Source organism: Paenibacillus phytohabitans (assembly GCF_013141775.1).
In the GTDB taxonomy this organism is placed as follows: domain Bacteria; phylum Bacillota; class Bacilli; order Paenibacillales; family Paenibacillaceae; genus Paenibacillus_AQ; species Paenibacillus_AQ phytohabitans.
The window spans coordinates 211,583-227,414 of the sequence record NZ_WHOB01000012.1; the positions used below are offsets into that span (position 1 = coordinate 211,583).

Annotated in this window: 3 protein-coding genes; all 3 read right to left on the reverse strand. The window is 50.5% G+C overall.

Annotation, left to right across the window (positions count from 1 at the left end; all coding sequences use genetic code 11):
* Positions 1-23: 23 nt before the first annotated feature.
* From GC101_RS01345 to fabD, 3 genes are read right to left on the reverse strand one after another with little or no spacing between them, the layout of a single operon-like run.
* On the reverse strand, positions 24-11,876 hold the full coding sequence (locus GC101_RS01345) for a non-ribosomal peptide synthetase (RefSeq protein WP_171715801.1): 11,853 nt from the start codon (positions 11,874-11,876) through the stop codon (positions 24-26).
* Positions 11,877-11,897: 21 nt separating this feature from the next.
* Entirely contained in the window at positions 11,898-14,483 is a 2,586-nt protein-coding gene (locus tag GC101_RS01350; protein ID WP_171715802.1) for a non-ribosomal peptide synthetase, read from the reverse strand.
* Complete coding sequence (fabD, locus tag GC101_RS01355) at positions 14,467-15,696, reverse strand: ACP S-malonyltransferase (protein WP_171715803.1); 1,230 nt, start codon at positions 15,694-15,696, stop codon at positions 14,467-14,469. Before fabD ends, GC101_RS01350 begins: the two co-directional genes overlap by 17 nt.
* Between the last annotated feature and the right edge of the window lie 136 nt (positions 15,697-15,832).

The window sequence follows — 15,832 nt, forward strand, 5'->3', positions numbered from 1 at the left end:
ACACTTATCCCTCTCCCGTTTGGCTAGAAATGAAATTCAATGACACTTCCGCTTTGCCCCTTGTCCTCCGCCTCTTCCGGCAGATGTTCAAGGACGATATCCTGCAATGAAACTTCTGGATACGCTGTAACCTTCTCCAGAACAGTCATCAATGATGCAAGCCAGAAGCGGAGTTCTCCCTCGTCGAAGGCAGACCGGTTATAGACAAATTTAATCGTGAGACCGTCAAGAGGCTCCACAACAAGGTTGAAATCGTAATTCGTATGCGCGTGCCACTCATAATCCACCAGTTCAAGACGGTCCGGTAATTCCAGCTGAAGCGGATAATTTTCAAAAATAACGACATGGTTGATACTCGTCCCTCCTCCAGCACTCTGGACAGCTGATAGCGGCAGATAAGAAAAGGGTTCTTTGTCTAGCATTTCTCTTTGAAGCCGGTAAGCCAGCTCAAGAAACGAGCCGGTTCCGTCTTTGACCCGTACAGGAACAGTGTTAATGAATAAACCTGTCATTTGGTCAATGTCTTGGACCTCCGGTGTCCGTCCGGAAACAATTGTACCAAACAGAATGTCATCGGCATCATTCAGCTTCTGAAGAACTACAGCCCATGCAGCCTGGAACAGATTATTCAGTGTTATGCTGCGTTCGGCGGACAGCCGGCTAAGGTCCTTATACAGTTTGCTGCTCAGAGCTTCCTTCAGCTCGCCTTGACAGTAAGGTGTACTGTTTGCTCCGGTCTCTTTCGGCAGTAAATTCTTGTTGCCGTAACCAGACAGATAAGCTCTCCAATAAGCCTCAGCTTCCTGCCGTTCGCTGCCCTCAATCCATTCAATGTAATCGCCGTAAGCGGGAGCCGGCCGGACATGGGCGGAATGTGAACGCTTGGAAGCGTAGAGACTGAACCATTCCCGAAGAATCAGACCTACACTCCAGCCATCAAGCAAAATATGATGAAAGCTCCAGACGAGGATGTGTTCGTCATGGCCCGTATGGATCAGCGCCGCTCTAACAGGAATTTCCCCTGTTACCTCAAACCGTTTGCTTAAATCCTCTTCAAGAAATTGATTCAGGGCTATATCTACTATGCGAAATGCGGCCTCCCAGCTCTTCGCGACAATTTGAAGCGGACGATTAAGTCCCTGCACAACGAAGCTTGTCCGTAGAATATCATGACGATCCGTGAGTATTTGGAAACAGCTCCGCATCCGCTCCGGGTCAAGGACACCTTTCAGCCTGATTACGCATTGCTCGAAATAGGCTGGAGAACCGGGATAGCGAAGGTGATGAAACAGCATGCTCTCCTGCATAGGTGACAGCGGATAGGCCTTATGGAAATCAACACTGGAGACTGTGTGAAGCGCAGCTAGCTCAGCCTCTGAAACAAGCCTTGACTGCTGTGGCTCCGTATACGGGACAATGTATTCGCCGCCTGATGACAGCAGTAATTCCAACCCGGTTAAGAAATCTTTAAGCAAGGCCAACATTGACTCTGCTCCAAACCCATGCCGGTTGTAATCCACCTCGATAAGCAGCCTCTGATCCTTCATTATTGCGTTAAGCACAACCGGGAATGGGCGTTCCGACTCCGGGCTCTCCGTTCCGTGCATAGAAAGATCTGACACCCGGAATAAAGAGCGGTAGGCCTCATCATTCAGTTCACCCATATAGTTAAAGCAAAGCTCGGGAAGTATATTTAGTATCTTATGTTGTGTTTTTATATTTTCCTCAGCATATTTAATGGCGTTATACCCCGCGCCTTTGTTCGGAAGCTGTTGAAGCTCGCTGTGCAGCTGAGCTGCATACCCGGCCGGCTCCGCAGCTGCAGCGGCGTTAAGATATACGGGATAATGTGATGTAAACCAGCCTACTGTCCGTGTGTAATCCGGATGTCCGGCTAACGCCTCTCGCCCATGTCCCTCCAGGTGTACCCATATACCGTCTTTAACGCCGGTGCAGGAAACCGCATATCCCCATGCAGTGAGAAGTAAAGCAGGGATATCCCCTCCGCAGCGTAAGGCCGAATTCTTAATCAGCGCTGTAGCCGATTCGGTAAAATGAAGCACCGAGACTTCCGCGTCACGAACCGTTCCGTTTCCGGTGGCAAGGTCTCTTGGGAGCTGCGACGCGGGCCGCAAAGATTGTTCCACCCAATAGATCAGTTCACGCTGCGCTGTTTCGCTGCTGGTGTATTGTTTCATCATGTTCACATAATGTTTATACGAGTTGGTCTTATCGGGAAGCTTGGGTTCCCGCTTGTTCTCGAGAGCGGTATAGATGTCGTAGAAATCGTCCAGTAAAATCCGCCAGGATACCGCATCTGTCACCAGATGGTGAACAATCAGCGTTAATGCGTCTTCCTCCGGGGTTCTCCAGAGAATTACCTGAACCAGCGGACCGTGCTCCAGATTGATGGCTTGATGAGCTGTCTCGATCCACCGTTCTCGGTCAGCGAAGCCTGCCTGTATTGTCTCCGGGTCTGCTGTTTCTGAATAGCCGCCTGTGCGGAACCCGAAAGCCGGACTTTCTTTTCGTTGACACCGCTGCCGAATCCCCCCGGCGGTCTGTTTGAATGTCATTCGCAATGCATCGTGATGACAGATCAGTCTTTCCAGCGTCTGCCGGGTTAGGTCTTCGTCAAACCGGCCGGGACGGTTCAAGGTTATGCTCTGGTTCCAATGGTTCATATCTGTAAAGGATTGATCAAAAAACCAGCGCTGAACCGGAGCTAAAGGTACCTCGCCTTCCATCGGTCCTTGCTCTGTATCCTGCTCAGTTTGTTTCAGTAAGGTAAGCTGAGCGATTCTGCGCACAGTCTGTCCGCGCATAATATCTCCGATGTCGACGCGGTAGCCTTTCTTCTTCATTTGAGCGGCGATTTGGATCGCTTTAATGGAATCCCCGCCTGCTTGAATAAAATCGTCATCCGTCCGGACATCGGAGACCCTTAGAACGGAACGCCAGATGTCCAAAAGCTCTGTTTCAACCTGATTCTGAGGCAATCCTGCTTCCTGTTCATGACGCATTCCGCGTACCGCTTCCGGCAGGCCCTTAATGTCCAGCTTCCCGTTGGCGGAAAGGGGCAGCCTGTCCAAACGGATATACCCGGACGGAAGCATGTACAAAGGAAGCTGAGCAGACAAAAACGCCGTCAACTGCTCAGAGGTTAGCTTATTATCCGATGTGTAGTATGCGTAAAGACGCTTGCTGCCGTCTGCTTCCGGTTGGCCAATGACCGCCGCCTCCCGGATTAGGGGATGCTCCAGCAGCAGGTTCTGTATTTCTCCGGTTTCAATCCGGAATCCGTTGATTTTCACCTGGTCATCTAATCTGCCCATGTATTCCATGATGCCTTCCGGCAGCCAGCGTACGAGATCTCCTGTGCGGTACACGCTTCCCGTTTCTCCGAACCATCCGGAAGCAAACCGCTCTTGTGTCAGCTCTGGACGGTTCCGGTAGCCTCTGGCTACTCCGGCACCGGCAATACAAAGCTCTCCTGGAAGGTGCCTGGCCTGCAGCCGGCCCGCAGTGTCAGCGATATACAGCCTGATGTTGTCTATCGGTATTCCAACCGGGACCTGACTTCGCTTCCCGGCAGGGTTGAACTGGTGGATCATGCATCCGACGACCGTTTCTGTCGGACCGTATTCGTTGTAAATCTCTGTTCCGGGACCAAACAGCTTCAGGATCTCTGCCGCAGCAGAGGATTCCAGCGCTTCTCCTCCCACAATGAAGCGTCTCAACCCCGAACGTCTTGTATCGTATAAATGAAGCAGCTTTAAATGAGAGGGCGTCAGTTTTACAATCCTGGCCTCGCCTTCGCAAATGATCCGCTCCAGCGCACTTTCCACCGGTTCCGGATAGACTATGATTCGGTTGCCTGACACAAGCGGTGTGAACATCGAGGTCACCGTCAGATCAAAGGAGATGGAGGAATACAGGGGAAAGGCGAGCTCATCGCCCCTAATATACGTCCGATCCGCCCAGCATATATAATTGGTTAATCCTCTATGCTCTACCATGACGCCTTTAGGTTTACCTGTTGAACCGGATGTGTACATAATGTATGCAAGATTATCCGGGCCGCTCATTTGCTCCGGATTCTCCGGCGGTATTTGCCCGTCTGCCATCGCCTCTGAAGCCTGAATTACCAGTCCTTTATATTCAGCCAGTTCAGCATATGACCCGTCCGCAATGACACAGCCCGTTCCGCTATCCGATAGAATATAGGAAATCCGCTCCTTCGGGTATACAGGATCAATCGGTACATAACAGCCGCCAGATTTCCATATTCCGAGAATTGCAGCAACCAGTGCCGGGCTGCGGTGCATAACCAGTCCGACAGGAACTTCGGTGGATACGCCATTGTTGTGAAGACGTGCTGCCAGACGGTTCGCGTTGTCATTGATTGCGGCATAGGTGAAATGCTGACCTTCACAGGAGACCGCGACCGCATCCGGCGTCCGGAGAACCTGCTCCTCAAAGAGTCTGTACACCGGCTTGTCTTCCGGATATACAACTGTCGTCCGGTTATTCCCGTGCAGCAATTGCTCCCTTTCCAGTGAAGACAGAAGCTCAATGTCCGATACATGGATGTCCGGCTGAGCGGATACCGTTTCAAGGATGGTCAATAGTTGGCTGCCCATAGCTTCGATGGTTAAGGGATCGAATAATGCCGTGCTGTATTCCAGCAGCAGCGTAAGCTGATCCGTTGTCTCTACCGCTTCAAGCGTCAAATCAAACTTGGCGGTCCGGCTTTTCTGCTCCAAGGCGGTGAAGTTCGTATGTCCAACCTGCATGGTCCGGGTTCCTACCGCAGTATGTTGATATAAGAAGACTGTATCGAACCATGGGTTTTGGCCGATCCCTCTGCTGGTGTCTGGAGAAATTTTCAGCCGTTCCAGCGGATATTCCTGGTGGCTGAACGCTTCAAGCGTTTCGGTTTGAACGTCCTGGAGCAGACCGGAGAAGAGCTGGTCTCTTTTTAAGGTATGCCTTAGCGGAATTGTATGAACAAACATTCCCGGAACCCGTTCAATGTCTTGGTGTACCCGGCCCGAGACGGAAGTCCCAATGACCAAGTCCTCCTGATTGGCATAGCTGGAGAGCAGCAGATAAAATGCCGACAACACATAGTTATATAAGGTGAATCCGTTCCGAGCCGTATAGTTTCTGATATCCTTAAATAATCCGGACGGCAGGCTGACCGCGTAACGCTCACCCGCTATGCTGCGAACTGGGGATCGGGGGTAGTCGGTAGTCCAAGCCAGCCGCGGAAGGTCTCCTTCAAGTTTCCGCCTCCAGTATTTTTCGCTTTCCCGCATATATCCGGCACCTGCTCTGCCAAGCAGCCACTGGGAATAATCCTTATGATGAAGCAGAGGCTCAGGGAGATCTTCTCCACTGTATAAACGGATCAGCTCTTCGAACAGAATGGTGGCTGAAATACCATCCGCAATCAAATGATGCATATCCATCAGCAGAAAAGCCGCGCCGGGTTGTGATTCATTCAACCATATTTCAATCCGCAGCAAGGGTTCAGCTTCGAGGCTAAACGGTCTTACGGCATTCAGAATCTGAGCCTTGGCCTCGCCGGCTGTACATGAGCATGTATGAACAGGAATCCCGAGGTGTGCCTCCCGGTGAATGGTTTGTACCGGCCCGTCCTCTTCCAGATGAAAAGAGGTGCGGAGAGGTTCGTGCCGCTGAACCAGTTTATGTGCAGCCTCTTGCATGCGGCCGATATCAAGAGAGCCCTCCACTTCAACCAGTCCGGTAATGTTGTAGGCAGTTCCTGCTCCGCCCATTCGCTCCTCTGCGAATATGGAACGTTGCTCCGGTGACAAAGGATAGGATTCTGCCTCTTCCGCTACGGGGATATGGGTTCTTGAACTCCTTGATCTTCCGTCCAGGGCTGCGGCGAAAGTGGCAATCGTCGGGTGCTGGAACATAAGATTAAGAGGCACGATAATACCCAATTCCTTCTCCAGCTTCGCCACAATAATGGTTGCCGCCAGTGAATTGCCGCCTGAGAGAATAAACGGGTCATGAATTCCGATGTTTTTGAGTTTAAGCACTTCCTGCCATATCCTTAGAATCAGCTCTTGTACCGGCGAAGCTGGAGGCTCAGGAGATGACTCTCGGCTCTTGCCATAGCCGGACAAACGCTCATAATCTGTTTCGCCGGCTTCATTTTGCGGTAGAATGCCTTCGATAGGGTACCATTTGGCAGGCACTAACGATTGTGGCAGAACCTTTTCCGCATATTTAGTTCCTGCATACTCATTCCGTTGCTGTCCGTCTTTGTATTCATAAAAGGCGGTTAACAGTTTGGACCCCGCAACTTCCGGTCCCGGTATCACCGCAATGTCCGAGGAGCCAATCGCCTTTAGCAGTGCCTCAATCCGGTCCAAATGAACCCGGTAACCGCCGACACAGATGAGTCGATTCATCAAACCGAGTATTTGTATGCCGCCTTTACCCTGCCTGACAGCGGCCATTTCTGTCGGAATCTCGTCACAGAGGTCCGCGCGTATCAAGCAGAGCTGACCCGGTACGCCCGCCAGACAAGGCACTCCATCATCATCTCGGACGGTTCCGGTTAACCCGGCATACGCTTCTTGCTTCATTCCGGATCCCGGAAGGATCGTTTCGGGTTCCCCTGCAGAGGTTACATCATGCAATGCCAGAGTTTCTCCTCCGTCCGAAACGATCTCTTCGAGGAGACGGCAGTAAGCCTCTATCCACTCTAGGGCAGTATCGCTGACGGATAAGGTATCTCCCATCTCCCATTCCAGAACCAGCTCATGTTCCATTTCCAGCACATTCAGACTGAACGGATATTTAATGCTGGAAGACGGAGACGATTCCAGGCCTGCTTCCATATCTCCGAAATAAAATGCGGAAGGCTTGTCAAAGTTAAAGATTGTACGAATTACAGGAGGCTGAAGTGAAATTCCGGCTATACTCAGATTTTTTACAATATCCGCATAGGAACAATGTTGGTATTCCAGACATTCGAGAAGCTCTTTTCTCATTTGGGAGACGTAGTCCCCGAAACGGGCTGTTCGTGGAATGCTGCTGGCAAACGGAAGCAGATTCACGCACTGTCCTATCAAATGCGGAGCGCCCATCGCCAGCTGGCCGGATACCGGAATACCGACGGTAATATCCCGGCTTCCGGTCAATCTGGAGAGCAGAATATTATAGGCGGCCAGCATCAGCATAAACAGCGAAGCTCCGCTGCGTTTTCCGGCAGCCCGGAGCTCAGAGGTCAGCTGCGAACCGATAGTTATGCAGCATTTCTTCCCCAATCGGGCAGTTGAATGTCCGATTCCGCCTGTGGGAAAGGACAGATCCGGAAACGGAGATTCAAGCCGGGCCCTCCAGTAATCCCGGGCAAGGCGAATATCCGCTTCGGGGATTGTCCGCTGCCACTCTGCGAATGCGGAGAAGGGTACAGGTGCAGGAGGATTATACGCTCTGATTCCCGAGTAATATCCAGCGATTTCCTCCACAATACGCAGGATAGACCAGCCATCCGCGGCAATATGATGAGCCCGGACAATAAACCTGTGCTCCCCGGGCCCGGAATGGAGCAGACCGAACCGGATGAGGGGGCCACTCGTCAAATTAAAAGGGTCACTTATTCCGGGAAGCAGCTTCCAAAGTCTGCTTGTATCCTCAGGGTATCTGCCCGTCTCCTCTTCATACCAGCCATAGTATTGATCAGCTTCACCGGCGGAACCGATAATCTGTAGGCTGCCGTCTTCGGCAAAACGGGTCCTCAGCATCTCATGTCTGCCGATAACTTGCCTGATTGCGGCCCGCAGCCGGCCTACATCTAACGAACCATGCAGCCTTAATACGGCGGTTTCTGCATAAGCTTCACTGGTGTCCGGGTCCATCTGTGAAACGAACCAAAGCTGCCGCTGTTCTTCAGTCAGCGGGATAGACTTAGTCTCCCTTTTAGACATTGGCCGCTCCGGAAGCCTCTTTCCACCTTCCGGGGGCGGTGAAGGCGGAAGAAAACCGCCCTCGCGCAGCTCTCGTACGCTGTCTATGAACGCGTTCACAATCTGTTCAATGTCCTCCATCGTATGTGAGAGCGACAAGAAGCAATTCCGGCCTTCCCAAATGTATATCCCCTTCTCCACTAATAGATAGTAGAGCAACTCTGCATCCGATTTTTGTACCACCCGAAACAGCGAACCGAAACTTACTATGGAAAGAGGCACCTGCTCCGATTCGAAAAAAGCGTTTAAGGTATCGGCAAGCCACAGTGTCTTCCGGTTCAACTCTTCCTGCAAGGCGGGACCTTCCTCTTGCAGCCGCCGCAGGACTGCAAGGGAAGCATTCATCGCCAGCGGGTGCTGGCAGAAGGTTCCTGCCACAAATGTTCTCCGTTCCTCCTGCAAAGGCACGGAGTCGTCACCAAACGTCCACATGCCTCCATCTATGCAATCCAAAAACTCGGAGCTGCCCGAAACAATCCCAATAGGCAGACCTCCGCCCGCGATTTTACCGTACACGGCCATGTCGGCCCGGATTCCAAACCAGGCTTGTGCGCCGCCGGGGTGAATTCGGAATCCGGTAATCACCTCGTCAAAGATTAGCGCAATGCCGCATTGTGTGGTCAAGGAACGAAGCTCTTTCAGGAAACCTGCGGGCTGCAAGTCCGGTTTCCGGCTCTGAACCGGCTCCACCAGAACGGCTGCCAACTCATTGGCATGCTGCTTAATGATGTGAAGAGAATCAGGATGGTTATAATTCAGCACGATAACCTCCCCTATCATGCCGGATGGAATTCCCGGTGCGATAGGTGTTGCTGTACCATCCGTTCCGGTGCTCATCGCCAGTACACCATCGAAAGTCCCATGATACGATCCGGAGAAGATGGCGATTTTGGGTCTGCCTGTAGCTGCCCGTGCCAAGCGGGCGGCAACCATAATCGCTTCAGTTCCAGAATTGAAAAATGCTGAGCGTTCCATTCCTGTAAGCTCTTTTATGGCTAGAGCCACTTCACCTGCTGTGGCATTGACCGGGCCTATGCACATTCCTTTTTGCAGAGCTTCTTCCACTGCCTGATCAATGAAGGGGGCATGATGGCCGAACAAATTGACGCCAAAACCCATGGTTACATCAATATATTTGTTTCCGTCAATGTCAGTAATGGCGGAGCCCTCGGCGTGATCGACTACAATCTGATACACCATGTCCTTCCAATAAGGTCTAAAGCCTGCCACATTGCGGTTATTGGCCGCGACCTTGCGGTAGAACTGGGTGTGCAGCTGTGATTTGCGTGTCTTCTCTGTATAACGGGCAATAAAGCTATTCAGAAAATGTTGCTGGACGGTTGTAAAGCCTGATTTAACAATAGTTTCAAGCCGTTGATAAGGAATATAAGGACGATCCTTCGCATTGAGGCCTATAGACGCGCATTCATCCTGCTTTGGAGTGTGGACGGCAGGCGGATAAACAGAAGAAACAGAAGTAGGTAGCCCAACTTGACCGGGGCTGGTTCCCATGATTTGCAGCTGCCGGTTCATTAAGTCGAGCTGTTTATGAATAATACTTTCGAGACCTGAATTGAAGGCTACACTGCCAGACTCCTGGACTAGCGCTACTGTATGCTCTGCCGCAGCACCGGCTGCAGCTTCCTCTAAGGCAGCAGTTCTCTCTTCTCCAGATACTTCAGCCTCTTTCTCCATTTGCGCTGTCATTCCTGCACCGGTCTCGGCGATAAAGCGGCCGACATCCGCTGCCGTTGACAGATCTTCAAAAAAACGCCGCATCGGAATATCGATGCCGAAATGTTCCTTAATGGCATGTCTTGCGTTAACCAGGAGGATCGAATCCATTCCCAGCTCCATAAAACTTTTGGTGGTATGAATCATCGCCGGACTGTAACCGGATACATCGGCAATTATATTTCTCAGTTGTTCCGTAACTCCCCTCAGCTCATCATCGCTTACTGCCCTCTCCCTCATTTTGGGCCGGACCTCCCTGTTCTTCATATCATTTATAATCTCTTCATCCGATTGGGTACCAGCCATCCAATGTTTATGCCTGTCAAACGTATAGGTGGGTGCGGATACCGTCTTTCGGGATTGACCGGCGTACAAAGCATACCAATTGACGCCGTGTCCTTCTGCATAAAGAGCCGCAGCTCTCTCCCACTTGCTGTTCTCGTCCGCACATTGCGTTTGTTCTGAAACGGTTTGTGCGTCAGCGGTCCCGGATTCGGGTCCCCCGAACCAAATGCCTGCGCCGAGGTTGCCGGTAACCACAGCAAAATCCGTATAACGTAGGGCTGCCAGCTTTTCCCGCATGTCTCTTGAATGATGGGCAATGACGGAAAGACGATATTCATATTGTCCTCTTCCGAGGTTTGAGGTATAGCAAATGTCTCTGAATTCGTAGGGCTGTGATGTAATCAGATAAAGGCGGTACTTCTCGATCTGCGAGTGCAAGGAGGTCAATGACCTGGCAGATAGCGTAAGCAAAGCCGGTACGTCCGGTTCCCCACCTGCATTACCTGAATTTGTTCTAAGCGGCGCTTCTTCAAGAACGACATGGCAGTTTGTCCCGCTCATCCCGAATGAGCTGACACCGCATCTGCGGATTTCGTCACTGCGCTTCCACTCGGACAGCTCTGAATTGACATACACTGGCGATTCCGCAAAATTAATGCGCGGATTGGGCCGCTTAAAGTGTAACGAAGGGGGGATTTGTTCGCGCTGCAACGCCAGGGCAGATTTGATCAGTCCGGCAATGCCGGCTGCATGGTACAAATGTCCGATGTTAGGCTTGAGCGAGCCAATGGCGCAGAATTGCGCCCTGTCTGTAAAAGCGCGAAAAGCATTTTGAATCGCATGAATTTCAATGGGATCGCCAATGGGCGTTCCGGTTCCATGAGCTTCTATATAAGAAAGTGTTGATGGCTGAATGCCCGCCTGTTTCCACGCCGATATCAGAAGCTGCTCTTGGGCGGACATATTGGGAGATGTGATACCGATTGATTTTCCGTCCTGATTGGATGCACTTCCCTTGATAACTGCATAAATGGGATCGTTATCGGTGATTGCCCGTGACAACGGCTTTAGCAGCACCGCTCCAACCCCTTCTCCCCTGACTGTACCGTCTGCTTCTGCGTCAAAAGCTTTAACCGCAGATGAAGCGGACTCGATGCCGATTTTGGGCGAGGGCCTGGACAAATCAAGCATTAATTGAATGCCCCCGGCAATAGCCATCTCGCATTCCCTCAACACCAATGCCTGGCAGGCCAGATGGACAGCTACAAGGGAGGAGGAGCAGGCCGTGTCGACGACCAGGCTTGGGCCTTTCAAATCCATCAGGTATGAAATTCTGCTGGCAATAAGGGGCGGCAAATTCCCCACCGCAGACTGGGATAACAACTCGGGATGGGCGAAGCCTATAATCTGCTTATATTCATGCTCATGACCTGATCCTACATAAACCCCTGTACGGCTCCCTTTGAGCCGATCTCCGCCATAACCCGCATCCTCCATTGCACCCCATGCGACTTCAAGAAACAAGCGCTGATAAGGGTCCATCATATCCGCTTCTTTAGGCGGAATACGGAAAAAATATGAATCAAACGCATCGATTTCAGTCAAATAACCGGCTAGAGGAGGCTTATTACCGGTGGTTCGGGATCCGGTCAGAGCCATTCGTTCCATCGGGGCTTCGCCGATCCATTCCTCGCCGCGGCACAGATTACTCCAAAAATCATCCAGTGTTTCAGCGCCAGGCACTTTTAAAGCCATACCGATTATAGCGATCTCTTTACCTGAGAGCTCCTCGACCGGAAGTGTTTTACGTTCATTTGTTGATCGTGTCAGCAACTGTTTTTTCATCGTTCACACCTCCTCCTTTCTTTATTGTGGTGCTAGTCCAAACGCGACTTCCTCCGCACTGATCAGAACCTCCATGGAATCTGCAAACCCCTGAAATACCTCACGCATGAGGGGGCTGTTCATTCTTGAAGCGTTATAGCGGAACAAGAGGACGGTGGTATCCGTAAAATCTTCAATTTCAAGCATCAGATCAAACTCGAATCCTCTTTCCTTTTGCAGCCACGTTCTGTATCCCAGATAGCAACAGGCTTGACCTGCCGTATAACCGGCGGCATTCTTAGCTAAATCGCCGATATGATGCACTATTGCCGCTCCCGGTTTTTCTTTAATTCCTGCCAGTTGGACAAGCTGCCCGATGGAATCAATGGAATCAATGGCAGCGATGAAAGGAATCAGCCAGCCGGGACTGTCAATCATGGTATAGACCGTTATTGTGGATTCCGTAGAATGTGCGTATAAACAGTAAGCAAAAAGGGCCAGATAGACGGAAATTTCGGAACCATCAAGCTTTTCGCAATAGGAACGTAACCGGTTTCGATCAGATCCGGACAAGGTCAATTGGTAGTAATTCCCTGCGCCTTCCGCCTCCGCATTGAAATAGGTTATAGGCAGCTCTACTTTTTGCAGCACAATAGGTTCCTTCGCCAAGCCGCTATTTTTTGCAATCAGAAGGGATAAGCGGTTGATGGAAGGCGAACCGAAGATATCCGTCGGGGAAATGATACCCGGGTAGAGTTCTTCAATTCGCTCGGACATTTGCATAACCAGCATAGAGGTGCCGCCGATTTCAAAAAAGCTGTCCTCCGAATCGAAATTCTGTATGCCCAGGAGCTCACTCCAAATCTGATATAAGGCTCGCTCGATTTCACCTTCCGGTTCTTTTTTATGTACACGGGCGGTAATCTGCAGATTTTGCTCCAGATGTTTGAGCTTTGTCTCAAGATCCGAATATAACCCTTCTTTATATTGGGCCGCGTATTTATATCGTTGCAGCTTGCCGCTGGTAGTTTGATGAATCTTCGAAACCGGTAAAATAATAGATACCTGCAGTCCCATCTTCCGGCTCAGTTCCCTGCGGATTTGATCAGCCGCTGGCATGAAGTGTTCCAGCTTGTCCCTATACAACACGAATAACGCCGCTTCTTCTGTACCTGTGTTCTGGTTATAGACTCCGCATGCAACCATACGTTTGATCTTGAGATCAGAGCAATTCTCGGCGATCCGTTCGATATCATGGGGGAAGTAGTTGGCTCCGTTTATAAAAATAATGTCTTTGGTTCTTCCCGTTACCGCTAAGCGGTCGCGGGATACAAAGCCGAGATCCCCCGTGCGCGCCCAGCCATCCGGTGTGAACAGCCGTTCCGTTGCTTCAGGGTTGTTGTAATAGCCTGCCGTTACATTCGGGCCGGATATCTGGATATGCCCCACTGTGGCTTCCGGCAGTTGCTGATCGAAGTCATCGCAAACTCTGATGCGACAATTCCGTAAAGGTGTGCCCGATCCGGCTAGAGTCAGCACCTCCTCCTCATTATCTGTTAGAAATACTGCCGTATCGCCAACATTTAAAGCGGTTCTTCTGACATGGAACGTTGTAAACTCTACATCCTGCTCCTGAATACAGACTCCGACACACGCTTCTGCCATTCCATAACCCATCTTCATAGCTGATGGCTTCAAGCCGAAACGGCTGAGTTCATCAAGAAAGGATCTGCTTACTTCAACATCAATCGGTTCCGCACCGTCGACGATAGCCCGGATAGCGGAAAGGTTCCAACTGATATCAGTTTGAGCCGAAGCCTTTTTGTAAGCGTTTATAAAATATTTCAGTCCGAAATTCGGCGAGGCCATAATGGTGGCTTCAACCTGATCAGCTTTATGCATCCACAGCATAGGCCGTCTGATGAATAGCCAGGTAGGCATCAAGTGCTGGCTGGCTCCACAGAGCAGCGGCAGCAGATGGAACATAATCATGCCCAAATCATGGGTTAACGGCATCCAACTAAGAAAAGCATCTTCGGGAGCTGCACCCAGGCGTTCTCTAAGGTCCTCTATGTTCGCCAAAAGATTGCTGTGGGTTAGAATCACACCTTTGGGATCACCAGTTGTACCGGAGGAAAATTGAATGAAGGCAATATCTTGGGGTTGTACAGGCGTAAGGTCCGTTACAACACCCTTCCATGGCTCCAGCAATGCCACTACAGAAATCCGGTACACTGCTGCGTAGTTCTGACGGGAGGCTATTTCATCGAGCTTCTCAAAATGTTTGTCATTTGAGACGACAACAGGATGATTCAGCATCCCAGCGATCCGGAGAGTCTTGATCAGATGCTCCTCATTGTTGCCGACTGCAAGCGGAACCGGAATATATCCGCCAAGCAGGCAGGCCCAAAAAACCGTTAAAAATTCGCGATTGTTGTCCAGTTGCAAAATGACCTCGTCGCCTCGTCGCACTCCCAGTTGTTTCAACTGAGAACTTATGTCTTTTGCGGAAGCAAAAAGCTCTTTATAGCTGTAAAAGCCGCTGTCTGATTCACCGGACACGAAGGTAATGCCCTTATCAGAGAGAGAAGCCGCCTTTATAAGAGCATTATTAAGCGTATCTAACATCAAGGCCCCCTCCTCCCTCAGTCAGATCGTCCAGCATTCGATTGCGCACGACTTCCGGCAACTGCTTGATCTCCATAATCTTATGGAGTGCCATGAATGCACTTCTGCTTTCCTCTTCAGCGGTGCTCTTTACTTGGCCCGTCTGGCTGGCGAATAGTTCAAGCTCTCGCAAGGGGCCGGAGATTTTGCTCATATAGATCGAATTGGAGTCCGTTTTGTTATGATTTTTACTGCACAAAGCCATTTTTAGAATCGCTGCAAAATCAATACCTGTATCTATTCGTCCACCGGAAGCCAAAAGGGTATTCCAATCTTTATTCCCATCTGTTGCTTGAATAAGGCTTCCCGGAGAAATATCTTTTCTCGCTAAATTTCCCAATACCATACCGGAACCGGTTTCGATGTAACGCTCAACTCCCCGTCCATACAGGTATTTCATACATCCCTGCCAGTTGACTACAGAAACGATTTGCTCAGAAAGAAGTGACGGGATGCTTGAGGAATCGGCATAAGGCTTGGCGGTTACATTGGATAAAACAGAATAACGCATTTTTTGAAAGCGCATACGAGATAATGCATTTTCAAAAACCTCTGCTACCGGTTTCATTAATGGGCTATGAAAGGCGGCGCCGACCGGAATTGCAACTGCTCTGGCCCCCATGGTAAGCACCTTTTCCCTGAACTTTTCCAGCTCCGCTTTTTTGCCGGAAACAACAGTCTGACCCTTGGAATTCAAATTCGAGACTACGACATGGCCACGGAAGGACGGGAGACTGCATTCCTCTTCCAGTGCGGAGAGATTTGCGCCGCTAATCGCAAGCATTCCGCCTGCTTCCTGCGTCTGGGCTTCGTGCATCAGCTGTCCTCTTAGACGCACAAGCTGAAGCGCCTCGGAAAAGGGTATGGCTCCAGAAGCACTAAGGGCGGATATTTCTCCTAAACTATGGCCGGCAAAATAGGAAGGCTCCAAATCAAGATGCTCGAGCATTACCCGGTATGCAGCTATGCTTACCGTCAAGATACAAGGTTGAGCATTGTCAGTTCGTGTCAACTCCTCATGATCCCCGTCAAAGCATAACCGGGATACGCTGTAACCAAGCAAATCGGAAGCCTCTTCAAATGTCCTTCGTGCCGTTTCAAATCGCTCAAACATTTCCTTACCCATACCTACATACTGTGACCCTTGTCCCGGAAACAGCAGCACCGTTTTCATACTCATTTCCCTTTCTTACTTGAGATGGTGGCAAGATAATGGATTTCAAAACGACAAATTGGCAATTCAGTTGACAAAAACGCGAGATATGGAAGATGTTGGAGAATAAAATGGAATTTAAAGACATTATAACAAG